This is a genomic window from Streptomyces sp. cmx-18-6, assembly GCF_046548915.1.
In the GTDB taxonomy this organism is placed as follows: domain Bacteria; phylum Actinomycetota; class Actinomycetes; order Streptomycetales; family Streptomycetaceae; genus Streptomyces.
Window position 1 is genome coordinate 265,028 of the sequence record NZ_JAEBEP010000008.1, and the last position, 19,910, is coordinate 284,937.

Genomic DNA, 19,910 nt, shown 5'->3' on the forward strand with positions numbered 1-19,910 from the left:
GGGGCTCTCGGCCGGGCGGCCGAGAACCTCGCCGCCCTCGGCCTGCGGGAGTCGGGGCCGTCGCGCGTGCGGCTGCGGCCCTGGTCGGTGCCGGTGCGGCTGCCCGTCGCGGACCGCCCGCCCGTGTGGTTCAAGGCCGTCGCGCCCGCCGCCGCCCTCGAGGCGGGGCTCGCCGAGGCCCTGGCGCGGTGGGTGCCGGAGCCCGTCCTGACCCCGCTCGCCGTCGACGCGGAGCGCGGTTGGTGCCTCCTGCCGGGCAGCGGGCCGCTGCTGCGGGAGGTGCTGGACCGATACGGCCCGGAGCGCCCGGATCCACCGTGCGGCGGCGCGTTCCCGCCTGCCGGGAGGCGGACCGGGAGGCATCCGGTGAGGATGAGGAGTGCATCGGCCGGTAAACGGGGCAGGCGAGCGCAGAACCACGCAAGCCCGAGAAGGGACGCAGACCGTGGCACCACCCAGGATTCTCGTCGTCGGCGCCGGCTTCGCAGGTGTCGAATGTGTACGACGGCTGGAGCGCAGGCTCGCTCCGGGCGAGGCCGAGATCTCGCTCGTCACGCCGTTCTCCTACCAGCTCTATCTGCCGCTGCTGCCCCAGGTGGCCTCCGGCGTGCTCACCCCCCAGTCGGTGGCGGTCTCCCTGCGGCGCAGCCGCCGCCACCGCACCCGGATCATCCCCGGCGGAGCGATCGGTGTGGACCCCGTGGCGAAGGTCTGCGTCATCCGGAAGATCACGGACGAGACCGTGAACGAGCCGTACGACTACATCGTGCTGGCGGCCGGCAGCGTGACCAGGACGTTCGACATCCCGGGGCTGCTGGACCACGCGCGCGGGATGAAGACGCTGGCGGAGGCGGCGTACGTACGCGATCACGTGATCGCCCAGCTGGATCTGGCCGACGCCAGCCAGGACGAGGCGGAGCGGGCCTCCCGGCTCCAGTTCGTCGTGGTCGGCGGCGGTTACGCGGGCACCGAGACGGCCGCCTGCCTCCAGCGCCTCACCACCAACGCCGTCAAGCACTATCCGCGGCTGGACCCGAAGCTGATCAAGTGGCATCTGATCGACATCGCGCCCAAGCTGATGCCCGAGCTGGGCGACAAGCTGGGCAGGAGCGCCCTAGAGGTGCTGCGCCGGCGGAACATCGAGGTGTCGCTCGGGGTCTCCATCGCCAAGGCCGGGCCGGAGGAAGTGACGTTCACCGATGGCCGGGTGCTGCCCTGCCGGACCCTGATCTGGACGGCGGGGGTGGCCGCGAGCCCGCTGATCGCCACACTGGACGCCGAGACGGTACGGGGACGGCTCGCCGTGACGCCGCAGCTGAGGCTGCCGGGCGCGGACGGGGTGTTCTCGCTCGGTGACGCGGCGGCGGTGCCCGACCTGGCGAAGGGCGACGGGGCGGTCTGCCCGCCGACCGCGCAGCACGCGATGCGCCAGGGCAAGGTGGCGGCGGACAACCTGATCGCCTCGCTGCGCCGTCAGCCGCTCAAGGACTACGTCCACCGGGACCTGGGGCTCGTCGTCGACCTCGGCGGCAAGGACGCGGTCTCCAAGCCGCTCGGCGTCGAGCTGCACGGGCTGCCCGCGCAGGCGGTGGCGCGCGGTTACCACTGGTCGGCGCTGCGGACGAACGTCGCCAAGACCCGGGTCATGACGAACTGGATGCTCAACGCGGTCGCCGGCGACGACTTCGTACGGACCGGGTTCCAGGCGCGCAAACCGGCGACGCTGCGGGACTTCGAGTACACCGACGCCTATCTGACGCCCGAGCAGATCAAGGAGCACACGGAGTCGACGGTCATCCGGCACTGAGCACCGGGCGAGCGCGCCCCGCTTCGGCGGGGCGCGCTCAGTGCTGCCGGGACAGGACCGTCTCCACCGTGTCCGCCTCCTGCGCGGTCTTGTCCTCGCGGTAGCGCAGGACCCGGGCGAAGCGGAGGGTGACGCCGGCCGGGTAGCGGGTGGAGCGCTGGAGTCCGTCGTAGGCGATCTCCACGACGAGTTCCGGGCGTACGGTGACGACGTGGCCGCTCTCGTCGGTCGCGAGCTCCCGCAGCTTCTCGGTCTGCCACTCCAGGAGGGCGTCGGTGAGCCCCTTGAAGGTCTTGCCGAGCATCGCGAACGTCCCGTCCGGGCGGCGCGCGCCCAGGTGCAGGTTGGACAGCTTGCCGGTGCGCCGTCCGCTCCCCCATTCGGCGGCCAGCACCACCAGGTCCAGGGTGTGCACCGGCTTGACCTTCAGCCAGGACGCGCCCCGGCGGCCCGCGCTGTAGGCGGCGGCCAGGTCCTTGACGACGACGCCCTCGTGGCCGCGCTCCAGGGTCGCGGCGAGGAACGCCTCGGCGGCCCGGCGCGCGTCGGCGTCCGCCGGGTCGGCCACCAGGGCGCGCCGGACGCGCAGGGGCTCGGGAACCAGTCGGGTCAGGGCCGCGTGGCGCTCCGCGAAGGGGAGGTCGAGCAGGTCCTCGCCGTCCGCCGAGAGGGCGTCGAAGAAGACGGGGACGATCGGTACGCCGGCGGCAGCGGCGGCCACGTCCCGCCGCGAGCTCACCCGGGCGGCGGTCTCCTGGAAGGGGCGCGGCCTGCCGTCGTCCCCCAGCGCGATCACCTCGCCGTCCAGGATGAAGCGCCCGGTCTCCAGCGCCGCCACGGCGGTGACGAGTTCGGGCAGCCGGTCGGTGATGTCGTCGAGGGTCCGGGTGTAGGCGCGGATCCGGTCGCCGTCGCGGTGCACCTGGACGCGGATGCCGTCGAGCTTCTCCTCGACGGCGCAGGGGCCGAGCTTGTCGACGGCTTCGGTGACCGAGGCGGCGGTGTGGGCCAGCATCGGCTGGACGGGCCGGCCCACGGTCAGGCGGAAGGCGGCGAGCGCCCCGGGTCCTTCCGCGAGGAGCGCCCCGGCCACCCGCTGGAGCGATCCGGCGAGCATCACGGCCCGGCGGACGTCGGCGGGCGGGGCCTTTGCGGCCTTGGCCAGGGCGTCGGCGGCGACGGCGTCCAGGGCGCCCTGGCGGACCTCCCCGGTGAGCAGGGCCCGCAGGAAGTGCTGCTCGTCGGCGGTGGCGGCGGCGAACAGGGCGCGCAGGCGTTCCCGGCGCAGGGCCTGGGACCCGGTGCCGGAGATCGCGGCGAGCGCGGTCAGCTCGGCGTCGACCCCGGCGACGGTGAGGGTGGCGTCCGCGGCGGGCTCCACGGGGTCCCCGAGGCTGCGCCAGCCGACGCCGATACGGCCCTGGGGCAGCCGTCCGGCGAGGTACGGGATGACCACGGGGACGTCCTCGGGTCCGGCGTCCCGGAAGAGTCCGGCGAGCAGGGCCACCTTCTGGGAGCGGGCGGAGGTGGCGGCGACCTCCAGGGAGACCTGGGCGAGCTCGGCGAGCAGCATGGAGCCATGGTGCTACGGGCCCGGCCGCGCCGCCCGTCCACCGCCGGGCCGGTGCGTCATCTGTAGTCCCGTCCGCCGCGGGGCCGGTGCGTCATATGTAGTTGAGGGCGGCCGCCCCGCCCACTCCCCCGAGGACCATGAACGCGGGCATCAGCACCTTGATCTCCACCCAGCTGCCGGCCCGGAACCGCATGAACTTCGGCGGTCCGAGCGGGTACCAGCGCTTGCCTCCGATCGGGAGGGGCCACAGGATCGGACACCCCGAGACGGTCAGCGCGTCCCCGATGTCGTGGACGAGCGCACCGAGCACGATGGGCAGGCCCAGCCACATGTACTCCTGTCCGGGGGCGTCGAAGAGCCAGCCGGCCCCGTTGCCGGGCTGGTCCAGGACGCCGGCGAGGATCCAGGCGCTGGTGGCGCCGAGGAGCCAGACGAGGACGTCGCTGGAGACCCGGGCGGCCCGCCAGAGAAGGCCCTCGACGGCGAGGACCAGGTGGACGAAGAGGATCGCGAGGACGGCCCAGCGGCCGCCGCTGACCGCGGCGAAGGAGCAGCCGGCGCCCATCAGGACGGCGAAGAACCAGGTGTGGGTGAGGGTGCGGTGGCCGCCGGTGCGGCGGGGGTCGGCCTTGCTCTTGGTGGCCTTGTAGACGGCGTACGAGAGCTTGTCGGTGATCTCGCAGAGCACCTTGGAGAGCGGGCCGAAAGCGCGCGAGATGGTCGCGGACTTGTGGTCGAGGTCGGGGGCGAGCGCGGCTCCGGCGCAGATCAGCGCCCCGACGACGAGGACGGGCCAGGGCATCGTGTGGCCCGCGGCGGCCGCCGCCGCGCCCACCCCCAGCCAGGCCGCCGCCCCGGACAGCGAGTGTGCCGGTCCCATCATGGCTTGTTCCGCCCCCAGAGCGTGGTGCGCCCATCACCGGTGCGGCGCGGGCTGGTTGAGTGCGCAGCGTATCGCCCATGATCTTGGTGCCGCCCGCCGGTTCCCTGATCCGGTCGCGAGACAGGCAAGATGGGGGCGTGACCCTCATCGACCAGCTGCCGCAGACCGCCGACCCGGACGCCCTCTTCGAGGCTTTCTCCTCGTGGACCGAGAGCCAGGGCATCACGCTTTATCCGGCTCAGGAGGAGGCGCTGATCGAGGTGGTCTCCGGGGCCAACGTGATCCTTTCCACCCCGACCGGATCCGGGAAGAGCCTGGTGGCGGCGGGGGCGCACTTCACGGCGCTGGCCCAGGACAAGGTCACCTTCTACACCGCTCCGATCAAGGCGCTGGTCTCGGAGAAGTTCTTCGACCTGTGCAAGCTCTTCGGCACCGAGAACGTCGGCATGCTCACCGGCGACGCCTCGGTCAACGCGGACGCCCCGGTGATCTGCTGTACGGCCGAGGTGCTGGCCTCCATCGCGCTGCGCGACGGGAAGTACGCCGACATCGGCCAGGTCGTGATGGACGAGTTCCACTTCTACGCGGAGCCGGACCGCGGCTGGGCCTGGCAGATCCCGTTGCTGGAGCTGCCGCAGGCCCAGTTCGTGCTGATGTCGGCGACGCTCGGCGACGTCGCGATGTTCGAGAAGGACCTCGTCCGGCGCACCGGCCGCCCGACCTCCGTGGTGCGGTCCGCGACCCGTCCGGTGCCGCTGAGCTACGAGTACCGCTTCACGCCGATCACCGAGACGCTGACCGAGCTGCTGGACACCCGGCAGTCGCCGGTCTACATCGTGCACTTCACGCAGGCCGCGGCCGTCGAGCGGGCGCAGTCGCTGATGAGCATCAACATGTGCACGAAGGAGGAGAAGGAGAAGATCGCCGATCTGATCGGCAGCTTCCGCTTCACCACCAAGTTCGGCCAGAACCTCTCCCGTTACGTGCGCCACGGCATCGGGGTGCACCACGCGGGGATGCTGCCCAAGTACCGGCGGCTGGTGGAGAAGCTGGCCCAGGCGGGTCTGCTGAAGGTGATCTGCGGTACGGACACCCTCGGCGTCGGCGTCAACGTGCCCATCCGCACGGTGCTGTTCACGGCGCTCACCAAGTACGACGGGACCCGGGTGCGGACCCTGCGGGCGCGGGAGTTCCACCAGATCGCGGGGCGCGCCGGGCGGGCCGGGTTCGACACGGCCGGGTTCGTCGTGGCGCAGGCCCCCGAGCACGTCATCGAGAACGAGAAGGCCGTCAAGAAGGCGGGCGACGACCCGAAGAAGAAGCGCAAGGTGGTCCGCAAGAAGGCCCCCGAGGGTTTCGTCGCCTGGTCGGAGACGACGTTCGACAAGCTGATCCAGTCCGAGCCCGAGCCGCTGAACTCCCGCTTCCGGGTCACCCACACGATGCTGCTGTCGGTGATCGCCCGGCCCGGCAACGCCTTCGAGGCGATGCGGCACCTGCTGGAGGACAACCACGAGCCGCGCCGGGCGCAGTTGCGGCACATCCGCCGGGCCATCGCGATCTACCGCTCGCTGCTGGACGGCGGGGTGGTGGAGCGGTTGGAGACGCCGGACGCCGAGGGGCGGATCGTGCGGCTGACGGTCGACCTCCAGCAGGACTTCGCGCTGAACCAGCCGCTCTCGACGTTCGCGCTGGCCGCGTTCGACCTGCTGGACGCCGAATCCCCTTCGTACGCGCTGGACATGGTCTCGGTCGTCGAGTCGACGCTCGATGATCCCCGGCAGATCCTGGCCGCCCAGCAGAACAAGGCGCGCGGCGAGGCCGTGGGGCAGATGAAGGCGGACGGGGTCGAGTACGAGGAGCGGATGGAGCGGCTCCAGGAGGTCACGTACCCCAAGCCGCTGAGCGAGCTGCTCTGGCACGCCTACGACGTGTACCGCAAGAGCCACCCGTGGGTGAACGACCACCCGGTGTCCCCGAAGTCGGTGATCCGGGACATGTTCGAGCGGGCCATGACCTTCACGGAGTTCACCTCGCACTACGAGCTGGCCCGGACCGAGGGCATCGTGCTGCGGTATCTGGCGAGCGCGTACAAGGCGCTGGAGCACACGATCCCGGACGACATCAAGTCCGAGGACCTCCAGGACCTGATCTCCTGGCTGGGCGAGATGGTGCGCCAGGTGGACTCCAGTCTGCTGGACGAGTGGGAGCAGCTCGCCAACCCGGAGGTGGAGACCGCCGAGCAGGCCCAGGAGCGGGCGGACGAGGTCAAGCCGGTCACGGCCAATCCGCGCGCCTTCCGGGTGCTGGTGCGCAACGCGATGTTCCGGCGGGTGGAGCTGGCGGCGCTGGACCGGGTGCGCGACCTGGGCGAGCTCGACGGGGATTCCGGCTGGGACGAGGACGCGTGGGGCGAGGCCCTGGACGGGTACTGGGACGCGCACGAGGAGATCGGCACCGGCCCGGACGCGCGCGGCCCGAAGCTGCTGAAGATCGAGGAGGACCCGGCGCACGGCCTGTGGCGGGTCTGGCAGGCGTTCGCGGACCCGGCGGGCGACCACGACTGGGGCATCAAGGCCGAGGTGGACCTCGCCGCGTCCGACGAGGAGGGCCGGGCGGTCGTCCGGGTCACCGAGGTCGGCCAGCTGTGAGCGGCCCCCTGGCGAGCGAGTGGACACGGAAGCGGAGAGCGCACGCATGACGAACCCTGCCGAGCGCCTGGTCGATCTTCTCGACCTGGAGCGGATCGAGGTCAACATCTTCCGGGGCCACAGCCCGGAGGAGTCCCTGCAACGGGTCTTCGGCGGGCAGGTGGCGGGCCAGGCGCTGGTGGCGGCGGGCCGCACCACGGACGGGGAGCGGCCGGTGCACTCGCTGCACGCCTACTTCCTGCGCCCGGGGCGTCCCGGCGTGCCGATCGTCTACCAGGTGGAGCGGGTGCGCGACGGCCGGTCCTTCACCACGCGCCGGGTGACGGCCGTCCAGGAGGGCCGGACGATCTTCAACCTGACGGCCTCCTTCCACCGCCCCGAGGAGGCGGGCTTCGAACACCAGCTGCCGCCGGCCCGGATCGTCCCGGACCCGGAGGAGCTGCCGACCGTCGCCGACGAGGTGCGCGAGCACCTGGGCGCGCTGCCGGAGGCGTTCGAGCGGATGGCCCGGCGCCAGCCCTTCGACATCCGCTACGCCGACCGGCTGCGCTGGACCCACGAGGAGATCAAGGACGCCGACCCGCGCAGCGCGGTCTGGATGCGGGCGGTCGGCCCGCTGGGCGACGACCCGCTGGTGCACACGTGCGCGCTGACGTACGCGAGCGACATGACCCTGCTGGACGCGGTGCGCATCCCGGTGGAGCCGCTGTGGGGCCCGCGCGGCTTCGACATGGCCTCTCTGGACCACGCGATGTGGTTCCACCGGCCGTTCCGGGCGGACGAGTGGTTCCTCTACGACCAGGAGTCCCCGATCGCGACGGGCGGGCGCGGTCTGGCGCGCGGCCGGATCTACGACCGCTCGGGGCGACTGCTGGTGTCGGTGGTGCAGGAGGGGCTGTTCCGGCGGCTCTGACACCGCCCCGTGTCAGCGGCTCCGCTACGGCCCCGTGTCAGGTGCCCGGCAGCGGGTCCTGTTCCACTTCGTGCCGCCGGGTGCGGATGTCCGGCGGCGCGGGGTGCAGCTTGGCGTCGCAGGACGGGCCGAGGCCGGTGCGGCGGGAGTCGGCGCCGGTGAGGGGGCGGCCGCAGAGGCGGCAGCGGATCAGCCGGCGGGCCGGAGCGTCACCGGATTGCTCCTGGCGTTCGACCGCGTCACCGGAATGCTCCTCGCGGTCGACTGCGGGCAGCGGTTCTGGGAATGGTTCGGGAGACTGCACAGGAAGATCCTTCCTCATCGGAAGCAGCACCGGGCCCCGACCGGGTGCGCCCGGCCCTCGCACCGCCGCGGAGCCGCACCGCCGCCGTCCGTCTGAAAGGACCCCGTACCCATGACCGAGATCGTCCATGTGAGCGGCCCCGAGCTGGTCACGTACGCCGACGAGATGGCCGAGCTGCTGGTGGAGACCGTCGAGGAGGGCTCGTCGGTGGGCTTCCTGGCCCCGCTGGACCGGGAGAAGGCCGCCGTCTGGTGGCGGGCGCGGGCGGGGGCCGTGGAGTCCGGGGAGGTCTCCATCTGGATCGCCCGGGAGGGCGGCCGGGTCGCCGGGACCATCGCCCTGGTCCGCGCGCCGCTGCCGAACGCCCGCCACCGCGCGGAGGTCGCCAAGCTGATGGTCCGCCCCGCCGCCCGGGGCCAGGGCCTCGGCCGGGCGCTGCTGGCCGCCGTGGAGGCGTACGCCGAGGTCGAGGGCATCACGCTGCTGATCCTGGACACCGAGAGCGGCAGTCTGGCCGAGCAGGTGTACTGCAGGGCGGGCTGGACGGAAGTCGGCTCGGTGCCGGGATACGCGGCGGATCCGGCGGGCAGGCTCAAGCCGACGACCTTCTACTACAAGGAGCTCGCCGCCTCTTGAGCGGCGGGCGGCACAATGAGCACCACGCACGCGATGATCAGGAGAGCTTCATGACGCTGCACGACATTCCGCTGCACACCCTCACCGGCGAGCCGACCACGCTGGGCGCGTACAGCGGCCGGGCGGTCCTGCTGGTGAACGTGGCGTCCAAGTGCGGGCTGACCCCGCAGTACGAGGGCCTGGAGCGGTTGCAGCAGACGTACGGCGACCGGGGCCTGACCGTGCTCGGCGTGCCCTGCAACCAGTTCGCCGGGCAGGAGCCGGGGAGCGCGGAGGAGATCCAGACCTTCTGCTCGACGACGTACGGCGTCACCTTCCCGCTCCTGGAGAAGCTCGACGTCAACGGGGCCGAGAGGCACCCGCTGTTCGCGGAGCTGACGAAGCTGGCCGACGCGGACGGGGAGGCCGGGGACGTCCAGTGGAACTTCGAGAAGTTCGTGATCTCGCCGGCCGGTGAGCCAGTGGCCCGCATCCGCCCGCGCAGCGAGCCGGAGTCGCCTGAGGTCGTGGCGGCGATCGAGGCGCAGCTGCCTGCCTGAGCGCTTCGAGCCCCTTGAGGGTGCGGAAGGGGGCCGTCCCGGGCATGCGCCCGGGACGGCCCCCTCTCGCTTGCCTGCTTGCCCGCTAGCGGATCGGCATGCCCGACAGCGTGCGGGCGATCACCAGGCGCTGGATCTCGCTGGTGCCCTCGAAGATGGTGTAGATCGCGGCGTCCCGGTGCATCCGCTCGACCGGGTACTCCCGGGTGAAGCCGTTGCCGCCGAGGATCTGGATGGCCTGCGCGGTGACGTTCTTGGCGGTCTCGCTGGCGTAGAGCTTGGACATGGAGCCCTCGGCCGAGGTGAACGGCTTGCCGGTGGTGGCCATCCAGGAGGCGCGCCAGACCAGCAGCCGGGCCGCGTCGATCTGGGTGCGCATGTCGGCGAGCTGGAAGGCGATGCCCTGGTTGTCGATGATCGGGCGGCCGAACTGGGTGCGCGTCTTCGCGTAGTCGAGGGCGACCTCGTACGCCGCGCGGGCGGTGCCCACGGCCATGGCGCCGACTGCGGGGCGGGACGCCTCGAAGGTGGCCATCGCCGCGTTCTTGACGCGCTCGCCGCCGGACTTGGCGCGCTCCCGGGCGCGGGCGAGGCGCTCGTCGAGCTTCTCCTTGCCGCCGAGCAGGCAGTGGCCGGGGACGCGGACGTCCTCCAGGACCACCTCAGCGGTGTGCGAGGCCCGGATGCCGTGCTTCTTGAACTTCTGGCCCTGGGAGAGGCCGGGGGTGTCCGGCGGCACGATGAAGGAGGCGTGCCCCTTGGAGCCGAGTTCGGCGTCGACGACGGCGACCACCACGTGCACGTTGGCTATGCCGCCGTTGGTCGCCCAGGTCTTGGTGCCGTTGAGGACCCACTCGTCCTTGGCCCCGTCGTACACGGCACGCGTACGCATCGAGGCGACGTCGGAGCCGGCGTCGGGCTCGGAGGAGCAGAAGGCGGCGACCTTCACGTCGTTCGCGTCGCCGTACATCTGCGGGATCCAGGCGCCGATCTGCTCCTCGGTGCCGTTGGCAAGGACGCCCACGGCCGCCAGGCCCGTACCGACGATCGACAGGGCGATGCCCGCGTCGCCCCAGAAGAGCTCTTCCATAGCCACGGGGATACCGAGCCCCGTAGGGTCGAAGAACTGCTGGGCGTAGAAATCGAGGGAGTAGATGCCGACCTTGGCCGCCTCCTGGATGACGGGCCAGGGCGTTTCCTCACGCTCGTCCCACTCCGAGGCCGCGGGGCGGATGACGTCCGCCGCGAAGCCGTGAAGCCAGTCACGGACCTGCTTCTGGTCGTCGTTGAGGTCAAGCGTGAACTCGGCCATGTTCCCCTCCATGCACTGCCGTGAAAAGCATGCGTTACTTGCGGTAACCGCAGTCTGTTACCGGACAGTAGCCGCTGTCAACCGTCCCGGAGCTGATCGACGGGGGCGCGGGGCAGGGTGTTACGTTGCGCAGGCGCGAAGAAGCAACAGGTGAAGAAGTCGCACGGCCAGGGGTGGGAGAGACGACATGGAGACCGCACGAGGCGCCGAGCGGGCGCGGACCGCGGCCGAGGCCCGCCGCCGCGAACTGCTCGAAGCGGCGGACCGGGTGGTGCTCAGGGACGGCCCGCAGGCGTCGATGAACGCGATCGCCGCCGAGGCCGGGATCACCAAGCCCATCCTCTACCGCCACTTCGGGGACAAGGGCGGGCTCTACCGCGCGCTGGCCAAACGCCACACCGACGCCCTCCTCAGCGCCCTGCGCGCGGCCCTGGACGCCCCCGCGGAGCGCCGCGCGCGGGTGGAGTCCACGCTCGACACCTATCTCGCCGCGATCGAGGCGCGCCCCCAGGTCTACCGCTTCCTGATGCACCCTTCCGACGACTCCGCCGCCTCCGCCGAGGCGGCCCTCTCCACCGAGCAGGGCTTCGACGTCGGCCGCCACTCCGCCCCGCTGCTGCGCCGCCTCGGCGAGGAGCTGGGCCAGGTGATCGCCGAGCGGGTGGACCTGGGGCCGGACAGCGAGCAGATGGCGCGCATCTGGGGCCACGGGATCGTCGGCATGATGCACGCGGCGGGCGACTGGTGGCTCGGCGACCGGCCCTGCTCCCGCGAGCGGCTGGTGCGCAGCCTCGCCGACCTGCTGTGGGGCCGGCTGGCGGAGGCGGGCGACCGCGACCTCAAGGGCGGCCCGGGGTTCTAAGAGGTGGTGTCCTTGCGGGCCCACGGCGCCCGGCGCGCGGCCCGCAGCGCCCGGGACCTCCGCAGCCCCGTCAGCCGGTCGGTGTAGACCCGGCCCTCCAGGTGGTCGCACTCGTGCTGGAGGCACCGGGCGAACCACCCCGTCCCCGCGATCCGCACCGGCTCGCCGGTCATCGTCAGGCCCTCGACCACCGCATGGTCGAAGCGTTCCGTGCCCGCTTCCAGGCCCGGAAGTGACAGACAGCCCTCCGGTCCGCGTACGGTGAGTCCGTCCGCCTCGACCAGTTCGGGGTTGACGACGTGTCCCAGATGACGGACGTCGTCGTCGTCCGGGCAGTCGTAGACGAACACTTTGAGCGGGACGCCGATCTGGTTGGCGGCGAGCCCGACACCCTGCGCGGCGTACATCGTGGCGAACATGTCCTCGACCAGCCTCGCGAGCGACGGGCCGAACTCCGTGACGTCCTCACAGGCGCGGTGGAGCAACGGGTCGCCGAGCAGACTCATCTCACGGACGAGTCCGGAACTGCCGGGGATCGGGCGGTTTCGCATGGCGGCAAGCGTACGTTCCGCCGCCGCCCGGGACTTCCCGTGGTGCCGAGGTGCGGTCGCCGCGCCGGACATCGATAGGCTGGGCGCGGACCGATGCAAGGAGGATCTAGGACGATGGCAGGCAACACGGAGCCGTTGTCGCCGCGGGCCAAGCTGGCCGTGACGGCGGGCAAGGCCGCGGCGGCGGTGTCACGCGCCGCGGGGCGGGGCAGCGGATCGGTGATCGGCGGCCGGGTGGCGCTCAAACTCGACCCCGACCTGCTGGGGCGGCTGGCGCAGCACCTGGACGTGATCCTCGTGTCGGCGACGAACGGCAAGACGACGACCACCCGGCTGATCGCCGAGGCACTGGGGGCCGCCGGGCCCGTCGTGTCGAACGCGCTCGGCGCGAACATGCCCGCGGGCATCACCTCGGCGCTGGCCGGCGGCTCGGACGCGAAGTTCGGCGTGATCGAGGTCGACGAGAAGTACCTCGCAGGCGTCGCCCGCGACACCACCCCCAAGGCGATCGCCCTGCTCAACCTCTCCCGCGACCAGCTGGACCGCGCGGCCGAGACCCGGATGATGGCCGAGCACTGGCGCGAGGGCCTCTCCGGCTCGAAGGCCGTGATCATCGCCAACGCCGACGACCCGCTGGTCGTCTGGGCGGCCTCCTCCTCGCCCAACGTGGTGTGGGTGGCGGCCGGCCAGGCGTGGAAGGACGACGCCTGGTCCTGCCCGTCCTGCGGCGGCGTGATGCAGCGCCCCGGCGACGACTGGTTCTGCGGGCAGTGCGGCTTCCGCCGCCCCGCCCCGAGCTGGGCGCTCAACGGCGACTACGTCCTGGACCCGCACGGTTCGGCCTGGCCGATCCACCTCCAGCTGCCCGGCCGCGCGAACAAGGCGAACGCCACCAGCTCGGCCGCCGTCGCCGCCGTCTTCGGGGTGCCGCCGCAGGTCGCGCTGGAGCGCATGTACCAGGTGCAGGCGGTCGCCGGACGCTATGACGTCGTCGCCTTCAACAACCGTGAGCTGCGCCTGCTGCTGGCGAAGAACCCGGCCGGCTGGCTGGAGACGTTCTCGCTGATCGACCCGCCGCCGACGCCGGTGATCCTCTCCGTCAACGCGCGCGGCGCGGACGGCACGGACACCTCCTGGCTCTGGGACGTCGACTACACCCAGCTGGCCGGCCACCCGATCTTCGTGCTCGGCGACCGCAAGCTGGACCTCGCGGTCCGCCTCGAAGTGGCCGGACTCGACTTCCGGGTCTGCGAGAGCCTCGACGAGGCCGTGCAGTACGCCCCGCCCGGCCGTATCGAGGTCATCGCCAACTACACCGCCTTCCAGGATCTGCGCCGTCGTGTCGGCAACTGACCCCGGCCCCGGCCACCTCCGGAGAGGACGAAGCATGAGTAACGGTCTGCGTCTGGTCTGGGTCTACCCCGACCTGCTCAGCACCTACGGCGACCAGGGCAACGCCCTGGTCGTGGAGCGGCGGGCCCGGCAGCGCGGGCTGGACGTGCAGCGCGTCGACGTGCGCAGCGACCAGCCGGTGCCGACGTCCGGCGACATCTATCTGATCGGCGGCGGCGAGGACCGGCCCCAGCGCCTCGCGGCGGAGCGGCTGCGCCGCGACGGCGGGCTGAGCCGGGCCGCCTCCAACGGCGCGATCATCTTCTCGGTCTGCGCGGGCTACCAGATCCTCGGCCACGAGTTCATCAACGACCTCGGTGAGCGCGAGCAGGGTCTCGGTCTGCTCGACGTGGTCTCCACCCGCGGCGAGGGCGCGCGGTGCGTCGGCGACGTACTGGCGGACATCGACCCGCACCTCGGGCTTGAGCCGCTGACCGGGTTCGAGAACCACCAGGGCGTCACCCATCTCGGCCCGACCGCACGGCCGTTCGCCCGGGTGCGGTTCGGCCGGGGCAACGGCACGGGGGACGGCACGGAGGGCGCGTACAACGACACGGTCTTCGGGACGTACATGCACGGCCCGGTGATGGCCCGCAACCCGCAGATCGCCGACCACCTGCTGAAACTGGCCCTCGACGTGAACGCGCTGCCGCCCACGGACGACCGCTGGTACGAGGCGCTGCGCGCCGAGCGGATCGCCTCCGCGACGCAGCCCGCCTGAGGTCGTCGGCCCGGCCCGCCTGAGGCGATTTCCGCTCGGTTGAGCGGAGTCCAGCAGGCGGACGGCCGGTTCGGTCCCGCCACCCTGCGCCGGTAGGGTGGCGGGGATCCAACCGGACGACGTGGTCCGGTCATCGACTTAACGTTGCAAAGGTTCTCGGGCCATGCGCATTGGCGTACTCACCTCCGGCGGCGACTGCCCCGGCCTCAACGCCGTCATCCGTTCCGTCGTGCACCGCGCGGTGGTGGACCACGGCGACGAGGTCATCGGCTTCCACGACGGGTGGAAGGGCCTGCTGGAGGCCGACTACCGCAAGCTCGACCTCGACGCGGTGGGCGGCATCCTGGCCCGCGGCGGCACGATCCTCGGCTCCTCCCGGGTCCAGCCCGCGCATCTGCGGGACGGGGTGGAGCGGGCCCGCGGCCATGTCGCCGACCTCGGCCTGGACGCCATCATCCCGATCGGCGGCGAGGGCACGCTGAAGGCGGCCAACCTCCTGTCCGAGGCCGGGCTCCCCATCGTCGGCGTACCCAAGACCATCGACAACGACATCGCCTCCACCGACGTCACCTTCGGCTTCGACACCGCGGTCGGGGTCGCGACCGAGGCGCTGGACCGGCTGAAGACCACCGCCGAGTCGCACCAGCGGGTGCTGATCGTCGAGGTCATGGGCCGTCACACCGGGTGGATCGCCCTGCACTCCGGGATGGCGGCCGGCGCGCACGCCATCGTGGTGCCCGAGCGCCCCTTCGACATCGACGAGCTGACCGAGCTGGTCGGCAAGCGCTTCTCGGCGGGCAAGAAGTTCGCCATCGTGGTGGTCGCCGAGGGCGCCAAGCCCCGTGCGGGCTCCATGCAGTTCGAGCAGGGCGTCAAGGACATCTACGGCCACGAGCGGTTCGCCGGGGTGGCGACGCAGCTCTCCGGGGAGCTGGAGCAGCGGCTCGGCAAGGAGGCCCGCCCGGTCATCCTCGGCCATGTCCAGCGCGGCGGCACCCCGACCGCGTACGACAGGGTCCTGGCGACCCGGTTCGGCTGGCACGCGGTGGAGGCGGCGCACCGGGGCGAGTTCGGGATGCTGACCGCGCTGCGCGGCACCGACATCGTGATGGTCCCGCTGGCGGAGGCGGTCGAGACGCTGAAGACGGTCCCGGCCGAGCGGTACGCCGAAGCGGAGTGCGTGCTGTAGGACCCGGTCCGTAGAACTGCCCCCGGCCGCGACCGCGCCCGGGGGCAGTTCTACGCTGTACCGGACAACCGGCACGAAACGGGGACGTGTCCCCATCGGGAGTGAACAGATGGATCACAGCGGGCACGGCATGAACATGGATCTGCCGCCGTTCACGCTGGGACGGGGGCTGGAGTTCTCACCCGACCCGTTCTTCCTGACCGGCTGCGTCGCGGCGCTCGCCCTGTACGGGTACGGCGTGGTGCGGCTGCGTCGGCGCGGGGACGGCTGGCCGGTCAACCGGATCGTCTTCTTCGTCGTGGGCGTGCTGAGCATCGCGCTGGTGATGTGCACCAAGCTGAACGACTACGGCATGGTCATGTTCAGCGTGCACATGGTGCAGCACATGGTGATCAGCATGCTGTCGCCGATCCTGCTGCTGCTCGGGGCCCCGGTGACGCTGACGCTGCGCGCGCTGCCGCCGGCCGCCCGGGGCCGGATCGGGCCGCGCGAGCTGCTCATGAAGCTGCTGCACAGCCGGTACATGAAGATCATCACGCATCCGGCGTTCACGATTCCGCTGTTCATCGCGAGCCTGTACGCGCTGTACTTCACGCCGGTCTTCGACTTCCTGATGAGCTCCAAGCCCGGCCACATCGGGATGATGGTGCACTTCCTGGCGGTCGGCCTGGTCTTCTTCTGGCCGATCATGGGCGTCGACCCGGGCCCGCACCGGCCGGGCTATGTGATGCGGATGCTGGAGCTGTTCGCCGGGATGCCGTTCCACGCGTTCTTCGGGATCGCGCTGATGATGGCGAGCACGCCGATGGTCGAGACATACCGGAATCCGCCCGCGTCCCTGGGCATCGACGCCCTCACCGACCAGAACTGGGCGGGCGGCATCGCCTGGGCGTTCAGCGAGATCCCCTCCGTGCTGGTGCTGATCGCGCTGGTCTACCAGTGGTACCGCTCCGAGCAGCGCACCGCCAGGCGAACGGACCGGGCCGCCGACCGCGACGGCGACAAGGAGCTGGCGGCGTACAACGCCTATCTCGCGTCATTGCAGGCGCGACAGTAGCGCGGGAGGCGTCCTCGGGGTGACCATGGGGTGAACGGCCGCGCGGCCGACCCGAGGAGGCTACGCGCATGTCCGGATCGACGAGAACCATGGGATACGTGACGGTCGGGGCGCTGGTCACGGTGACGGCGTACACGGTGGCGCTGGGAAGCAGCGGCTGGCTCTGGTTCGGCTGGGTGGTGCTGGGGCTGTGCACCCTCGGCATGCTGGCCGCCCAGGACACCTGACCGGCCCGACCTCCCGCCCGCCCGCCGTACGGGGGCGTCGGGGGCCTGTCGGCTGTGCGAAGGGGTACGAGCCGGGTGACCGGTTCACCACGGTCGCCGGAGGGTGGCGGGGACTTAAACTGACGGTCCTCTTCACCCCGACGACCTGGTAGTACGCAGCCCTGACGCCGACCCGGCAGAGCGAGGTGCACCCACAAGGTGTTTTATTACATCCTGAAATATGTGGTCCTGGGGCCCGTGCTGCGGGTGCTGTTCCGCCCTCGCATCGAGGGGCTGGAGAACATCCCGGAGGACGGCGCGGCGATCGTCGCCGGAAACCACCTCTCCTTCTCGGACCACTTCCTCATGCCCGCCATCATCAAGCGGCGCATCACGTTCCTCGCGAAGGCCGAGTACTTCACCGGCCCGGGAATCAAGGGCAGGCTCACCGCCGCGTTCTTCCACAGCGCTGGCCAGATCCCGGTGGACCGGTCCGGCAAGGACGCGGGCCAGGCGGCGATCCGCGAGGGCCTGGGAGTGCTGAGCAAGGGCGAGCTGCTGGGCATCTACCCCGAGGGCACCCGCTCGCACGACGGCCGGCTCTACAAGGGCAAGGTCGGGGTGGCGGTCATGGCGATCACCGCCCAGGTACCGGTGATCCCCTGCGCCATGCTCGGTACGTTCGAGATCCAGCCGCCCGGCCAGGTCGTCCCGAAGATCAAGCGGGTCGCGATCCGGTTCGGCGAGCCGCTGGACTTCTCGCGCTTCGCGGGCATGGAGAACCAGAAGGCCGTGATCCGGGCCGTGACGGACGAGATCATGTACGCGATCCTCGAACTGTCCGGACAGGAGTACGTGGACGAGTACGCGGCGAAGGTGAAGGCGGCCGAGCAGGAGGCCGCGCCGCCGAGGAAGTTCCCGAAGCTGCGACGCTGAGCGCGGATCCCCCACGGGCGGAGCGGCCTGGTCCGGGTGGGCCGGCCTTCCTTTGAGGGGGGGGCGGCGGACCATGACCGGGGCGCGAGTGAGCAGGGCGGGGCAACCGGGCGGGCCGATCCCGGTCCGGCGGGCGTCCGTGGCGGTGGGCCGGGGGCGTTCCTCCGAGCGGTCTCAGCCCTCGCAGCGGTCCGCCTTCAGCCCGTCCAGCAGCTCGCGCATCGCCTCGTCCAGGATCGCCCGCAGCAGGCGGGCGTCGGCGGCCACCGCCGTGACCAGGACGGCGGGGCCGGCCAGCGGGGTGAGGGCGGCGGTGGGGCCGAGGAGGCGGGCGGGGAGCGGGGCTTCCTCGAAGGCCGGGTCGGCCAGGAGGAGTTGGCCGACCGCCCGGTGGCCGCCGAGGACGGCGGGGCCGTCCCAGCCACCGGGTGCGCCGGGTCCGAAGGCCAGTCGCTGGTCCAGGAGCGGGCGGCCCGCTCTGCGGACGGTGAGCCGGGTGGTGAGGGCGCCGGTGGGCTCGCCGTGGCGGCCGAGGATCTGCTCCTCGCGGAGCAACAGCCTTGCGGTGGCGGCCAGTTCGACGCGGGTGTCCAGGCGCAGGTCGCTGCCGTGCGCGGAGATGAGCTGTTCGGGGAGCCAGTGCAGGACGGCCCCCTCCCCCACGCTCAGATCCACGGCGTACGTCGACGGCTCGCCGTCCCCCCGTGCGCCCGGGAGCGCGACGGTGGCCGCCGCCGCGTCGACGGTGAGGCGTGCGCCGTCCGCGACCTCCGCCTCCAGGGCGAGGCGGTCGCCGTTGAGGGGGGCGCTCATCGCGCCGACGATGGTGACCCGGGCGTACGGGCGCAGCGGCGAGCGGGTGCGGCGCAGGGCGAGCGGTCCCGCGCTCTCCAGGACGGGCAGGGCGGTGGAGCCCCGGGCGTCGGGTTCGGCGCGGAGCCGGGCGGTGGCGCGGACGCTCATGCGGTCCAGGAGGCGAGCTGCGCCCGCACCCAGCCGGCGACCGGTCCGACGCCCTCGGCGGAGGTCAACGAGGTGAAGAGCACGGGGAGTTCGCCGCGCTGCTCCTTGGCGTCGCGGGCCATCCGCTGGAGGTCGGAGCCGACATACGGGGCGAGGTCGGTCTTGTTGATGACCAGGAGGTCGGCGGTGGTGACGCCGGGGCCGCCCTTGCGCGGGATGTCGTCGCCGCCGGCCACGTCGATGACGAAGACCTGGGCGTCGACGAGCCCCTTGGAGAAGGTGGCGGTGAGGTTGTCGCCGCCGGACTCCACCAGGATCAGGTCGAGCGGGCCCACCGAGTCCTCCAGATCCTCGACGGCTTCGAGGTTGGCGGAGATGTCGTCGCGGATCGCGGTGTGCGGGCAGGCGCCGGTCTCCACGGCCTGGATGCGCTCGGGCGGCAGGACGGCGTTGCGCAGGAGGAAGGCGGCGTCCTCCTGGGTGTAGATGTCGTTGGTGACGACGGCGATGGAGAGCTGGTCGCGCAGTTCGCGGCAGAGGGCGGCGACGGTGGCCGTCTTGCCGGATCCGACCGGCCCGCCGAGTCCGATGCGCAGGGCGCGCCGGGTGCCGTCCGGGCGGGCGGCGTCGGCGCTGACGGCTGCGGGGCCGTCGTGGGTGTGGCCGAGGTGCATGGGGGCTCCTGTCGGGGTGAGGGGGCCGGCCGGGGCGTGTCCGGCGGATCAGGACCGGATAGGCCCTAGGAGGCGAAGAGGCGGACGGGCCAGGCCGCGTGCGCCTCGGCGGTGATGTCCAGGAGCGGGGCCGAGGCGGCGGGCAGGGCGTCGACGCCCTGTCGGGCGGCCTCGGCGGCCTGAGCGGCGACCTCGTCCAGCTCGGGTGCGAGGCGGGCGAGTACGGCGGTGGCCTGGAAGGGGTCGAGGGAGAGCAGCCGGACCACGGCGGTGGCCGGCCCGCTGACCGTCTCGTACGCCACGCAGTGCGCCGCGTCCTTCGGCCCCAGCCCCGCCGCCCGGGCGGTGAGGCCGAGGACGACGGGCTGGTGGGCGCCGCGCGGCCGGGCCGTGGCGAGCGCGTCGAGCTCCGGGCCCGGCCAGGTGGCGCGGGCGGCCCGCATCATCTGCCGGCCCAGCTTGCGGGCGGTGGCCCGCAGGGCGGGCGAGGGCGTACGGGCGTCGGCCGCCTCGTCGATTGCGAGCGGATCGAGCCCGTGGGCGGCCGCCGCCGCGAGGGCGGCGGAGGTGAGCCCGGTGGTGTGCAGGCGGCCCCGGCAGAAGGCGGCGAGGTCGTCGGCGTTGCGGATGCGCCCCTGGGTGACGGCCGGTTCGGCCCCGCCGGAGTGGGCGTGACCGCCGGCGGGGAACCGTCCGTCGCAGAGGACGAGCAGGGCTGCGCGTGACATGGCTGGGGGTCCC

At 72.1% G+C, this 19,910-nt stretch carries 20 protein-coding genes; 12 read left to right on the forward strand and 8 right to left on the reverse strand.

Going from position 1 to position 19,910, the window contains the following annotated elements:
* Positions 1–445: 445 nt before the first annotated feature.
* A complete protein-coding gene (locus ACLJPL_RS20660) occupies positions 446–1,807 on the forward strand; it encodes an NAD(P)/FAD-dependent oxidoreductase (protein ID WP_411082339.1) in 1,362 nt (453 codons plus the stop codon).
* 37 nt (positions 1,808–1,844) lie between these two features.
* Here ACLJPL_RS20660 and ACLJPL_RS20665 read toward each other — a convergent pair whose 3' ends face one another.
* Positions 1,845–3,380: an ATP-dependent DNA ligase gene (locus tag ACLJPL_RS20665; RefSeq protein ID WP_411082340.1), complete on the reverse strand. Its 1,536-nt coding sequence runs from the start codon at positions 3,378–3,380 to the stop codon at positions 1,845–1,847.
* A 91-nt stretch (positions 3,381–3,471) separates the two neighbouring features.
* Positions 3,472–4,263, reverse strand: coding sequence for a metal-dependent hydrolase (locus ACLJPL_RS20670; RefSeq protein ID WP_411082341.1), 792 nt, complete (start codon positions 4,261–4,263; stop codon positions 3,472–3,474).
* A gap of 77 nt (positions 4,264–4,340) precedes the next feature.
* Here ACLJPL_RS20670 and ACLJPL_RS20675 point away from each other — a divergent pair, with 77 nt between their 5' ends.
* Positions 4,341–6,914, forward strand: coding sequence for a DEAD/DEAH box helicase (locus ACLJPL_RS20675; RefSeq protein WP_411082342.1), 2,574 nt, complete (start codon positions 4,341–4,343; stop codon positions 6,912–6,914).
* A gap of 46 nt (positions 6,915–6,960) precedes the next feature.
* Complete coding sequence (locus tag ACLJPL_RS20680) at positions 6,961–7,827, forward strand: acyl-CoA thioesterase (RefSeq protein ID WP_411082343.1); 867 nt, start codon at positions 6,961–6,963, stop codon at positions 7,825–7,827.
* Positions 7,828–7,864: 37 nt separating this feature from the next.
* Here the strand turns inward: ACLJPL_RS20680 and ACLJPL_RS20685 are convergent, their stop codons facing one another.
* A complete protein-coding gene (locus tag ACLJPL_RS20685; RefSeq protein ID WP_411082344.1) occupies positions 7,865–8,131 on the reverse strand; it encodes a DUF6011 domain-containing protein in 267 nt (88 codons plus the stop codon).
* A 111-nt stretch (positions 8,132–8,242) separates the two neighbouring features.
* Here ACLJPL_RS20685 and ACLJPL_RS20690 point away from each other — a divergent pair, with 111 nt between their 5' ends.
* Both ACLJPL_RS20690 and ACLJPL_RS20695 read left to right on the forward strand, forming a co-directional pair.
* Positions 8,243–8,767 (forward strand): GNAT family N-acetyltransferase, encoded by a 525-nt coding sequence (locus ACLJPL_RS20690; protein WP_411082345.1) that lies wholly within the window; start codon positions 8,243–8,245, stop codon positions 8,765–8,767.
* A 50-nt stretch (positions 8,768–8,817) separates the two neighbouring features.
* Positions 8,818–9,306, forward strand: a complete 489-nt coding sequence (locus ACLJPL_RS20695) for a glutathione peroxidase (protein WP_411082346.1) — start codon at positions 8,818–8,820, stop codon at positions 9,304–9,306.
* A gap of 85 nt (positions 9,307–9,391) precedes the next feature.
* Here ACLJPL_RS20695 and ACLJPL_RS20700 read toward each other — a convergent pair whose 3' ends face one another.
* Positions 9,392–10,618 (reverse strand): acyl-CoA dehydrogenase family protein, encoded by a 1,227-nt coding sequence (locus tag ACLJPL_RS20700; protein WP_411082347.1) that lies wholly within the window; start codon positions 10,616–10,618, stop codon positions 9,392–9,394.
* Between the two features lie 187 nt (positions 10,619–10,805).
* Here ACLJPL_RS20700 and ACLJPL_RS20705 point away from each other — a divergent pair, with 187 nt between their 5' ends.
* Complete coding sequence (locus ACLJPL_RS20705; RefSeq protein WP_411082348.1) at positions 10,806–11,480, forward strand: TetR family transcriptional regulator; 675 nt, start codon at positions 10,806–10,808, stop codon at positions 11,478–11,480.
* On the opposite strand, the gene def is transcribed toward ACLJPL_RS20705, so the two are convergent.
* Positions 11,477–12,031, reverse strand: coding sequence for a peptide deformylase (gene def, locus ACLJPL_RS20710; protein ID WP_411082349.1), 555 nt, complete (start codon positions 12,029–12,031; stop codon positions 11,477–11,479). The two genes, ACLJPL_RS20705 and def, sit on opposite strands and share 4 nt — an antisense overlap.
* A 114-nt stretch (positions 12,032–12,145) precedes the next feature.
* On the opposite strand from def, the gene ACLJPL_RS20715 reads away from it, so the two are divergent.
* From ACLJPL_RS20715 to ACLJPL_RS20740, 6 genes are all read left to right on the forward strand, one after another.
* On the forward strand, positions 12,146–13,384 hold the full coding sequence (locus ACLJPL_RS20715; RefSeq protein ID WP_411082350.1) for a MurT ligase domain-containing protein: 1,239 nt from the start codon (positions 12,146–12,148) through the stop codon (positions 13,382–13,384).
* Between the two features lie 34 nt (positions 13,385–13,418).
* Positions 13,419–14,144, forward strand: coding sequence for a type 1 glutamine amidotransferase (locus tag ACLJPL_RS20720; protein WP_411082351.1), 726 nt, complete (start codon positions 13,419–13,421; stop codon positions 14,142–14,144).
* A gap of 163 nt (positions 14,145–14,307) precedes the next feature.
* Complete coding sequence (locus ACLJPL_RS20725; RefSeq protein WP_073881335.1) at positions 14,308–15,333, forward strand: 6-phosphofructokinase; 1,026 nt, start codon at positions 14,308–14,310, stop codon at positions 15,331–15,333.
* 109 nt (positions 15,334–15,442) lie between these two features.
* The gene (locus ACLJPL_RS20730) at positions 15,443–16,390 is read left to right on the forward strand and encodes a cytochrome c oxidase assembly protein (RefSeq protein WP_411082352.1); all 948 of its coding nucleotides are present in this window, start codon (positions 15,443–15,445) and stop codon (positions 16,388–16,390) included.
* A 68-nt stretch (positions 16,391–16,458) separates the two neighbouring features.
* Complete coding sequence (locus ACLJPL_RS20735; protein ID WP_411082353.1) at positions 16,459–16,617, forward strand: hypothetical protein; 159 nt, start codon at positions 16,459–16,461, stop codon at positions 16,615–16,617.
* A 198-nt stretch (positions 16,618–16,815) separates the two neighbouring features.
* Positions 16,816–17,532, forward strand: a complete 717-nt coding sequence (locus tag ACLJPL_RS20740) for a lysophospholipid acyltransferase family protein (protein ID WP_411082354.1) — start codon at positions 16,816–16,818, stop codon at positions 17,530–17,532.
* Between the two features lie 174 nt (positions 17,533–17,706).
* Here the strand turns inward: ACLJPL_RS20740 and ACLJPL_RS20745 are convergent, their stop codons facing one another.
* From ACLJPL_RS20745 to ACLJPL_RS20755, 3 genes are all read right to left on the reverse strand, one after another.
* Positions 17,707–18,495, reverse strand: a complete 789-nt coding sequence (locus ACLJPL_RS20745) for an urease accessory protein UreD (RefSeq protein WP_411082355.1) — start codon at positions 18,493–18,495, stop codon at positions 17,707–17,709.
* Entirely contained in the window at positions 18,492–19,169 is a 678-nt protein-coding gene (gene ureG / locus ACLJPL_RS20750) for an urease accessory protein UreG (RefSeq protein ID WP_411082356.1), read from the reverse strand. Before ureG ends, ACLJPL_RS20745 begins: the two co-directional genes overlap by 4 nt.
* 65 nt (positions 19,170–19,234) lie before the next feature.
* Positions 19,235–19,897 carry an urease accessory protein UreF gene (locus tag ACLJPL_RS20755; RefSeq protein ID WP_411082357.1) on the reverse strand — a complete coding sequence of 221 codons (663 nt, stop codon included), beginning with the start codon at positions 19,895–19,897 and terminating at the stop codon, positions 19,235–19,237.
* Positions 19,898–19,910 lie beyond the last annotated feature (13 nt).

Excerpts from the sequence above, each read along its gene's own strand:
- ACLJPL_RS20665 (WP_411082340.1), bottom strand. The coding sequence starts at position 3,380 with ATGCTGCTCGCCGAGCTCGCCCAGGTCTCCCTGGAGGTCGCCGCCACC.
- ACLJPL_RS20670 (WP_411082341.1), bottom strand. The coding sequence starts at position 4,263 with ATGATGGGACCGGCACACTCGCTGTCCGGGGCGGCGGCCTGGCTGGGG.
- ACLJPL_RS20675 (WP_411082342.1), top strand. The coding sequence starts at position 4,341 with ATGATCTTGGTGCCGCCCGCCGGTTCCCTGATCCGGTCGCGAGACAGG.
- ACLJPL_RS20680 (WP_411082343.1), top strand. The coding sequence starts at position 6,961 with ATGACGAACCCTGCCGAGCGCCTGGTCGATCTTCTCGACCTGGAGCGG.
- ACLJPL_RS20690 (WP_411082345.1), top strand. The coding sequence starts at position 8,243 with ATGACCGAGATCGTCCATGTGAGCGGCCCCGAGCTGGTCACGTACGCC.
- ACLJPL_RS20695 (WP_411082346.1), top strand. The coding sequence starts at position 8,818 with ATGACGCTGCACGACATTCCGCTGCACACCCTCACCGGCGAGCCGACC.
- ACLJPL_RS20700 (WP_411082347.1), bottom strand. The coding sequence starts at position 10,618 with ATGGCCGAGTTCACGCTTGACCTCAACGACGACCAGAAGCAGGTCCGT.
- ACLJPL_RS20705 (WP_411082348.1), top strand. The coding sequence starts at position 10,806 with ATGGAGACCGCACGAGGCGCCGAGCGGGCGCGGACCGCGGCCGAGGCC.
- def (WP_411082349.1), bottom strand. The coding sequence starts at position 12,031 with ATGCGAAACCGCCCGATCCCCGGCAGTTCCGGACTCGTCCGTGAGATG.
- ACLJPL_RS20715 (WP_411082350.1), top strand. The coding sequence starts at position 12,146 with ATGGCAGGCAACACGGAGCCGTTGTCGCCGCGGGCCAAGCTGGCCGTG.
- ACLJPL_RS20720 (WP_411082351.1), top strand. The coding sequence starts at position 13,419 with ATGAGTAACGGTCTGCGTCTGGTCTGGGTCTACCCCGACCTGCTCAGC.
- ACLJPL_RS20725 (WP_073881335.1), top strand. The coding sequence starts at position 14,308 with ATGCGCATTGGCGTACTCACCTCCGGCGGCGACTGCCCCGGCCTCAAC.
- ACLJPL_RS20730 (WP_411082352.1), top strand. The coding sequence starts at position 15,443 with ATGGATCACAGCGGGCACGGCATGAACATGGATCTGCCGCCGTTCACG.
- ACLJPL_RS20735 (WP_411082353.1), top strand. The coding sequence starts at position 16,459 with ATGTCCGGATCGACGAGAACCATGGGATACGTGACGGTCGGGGCGCTG.
- ACLJPL_RS20745 (WP_411082355.1), bottom strand. The coding sequence starts at position 18,495 with ATGAGCGTCCGCGCCACCGCCCGGCTCCGCGCCGAACCCGACGCCCGG.
- ureG (WP_411082356.1), bottom strand. The coding sequence starts at position 19,169 with ATGCACCTCGGCCACACCCACGACGGCCCCGCAGCCGTCAGCGCCGAC.
- ACLJPL_RS20755 (WP_411082357.1), bottom strand. The coding sequence starts at position 19,897 with ATGTCACGCGCAGCCCTGCTCGTCCTCTGCGACGGACGGTTCCCCGCC.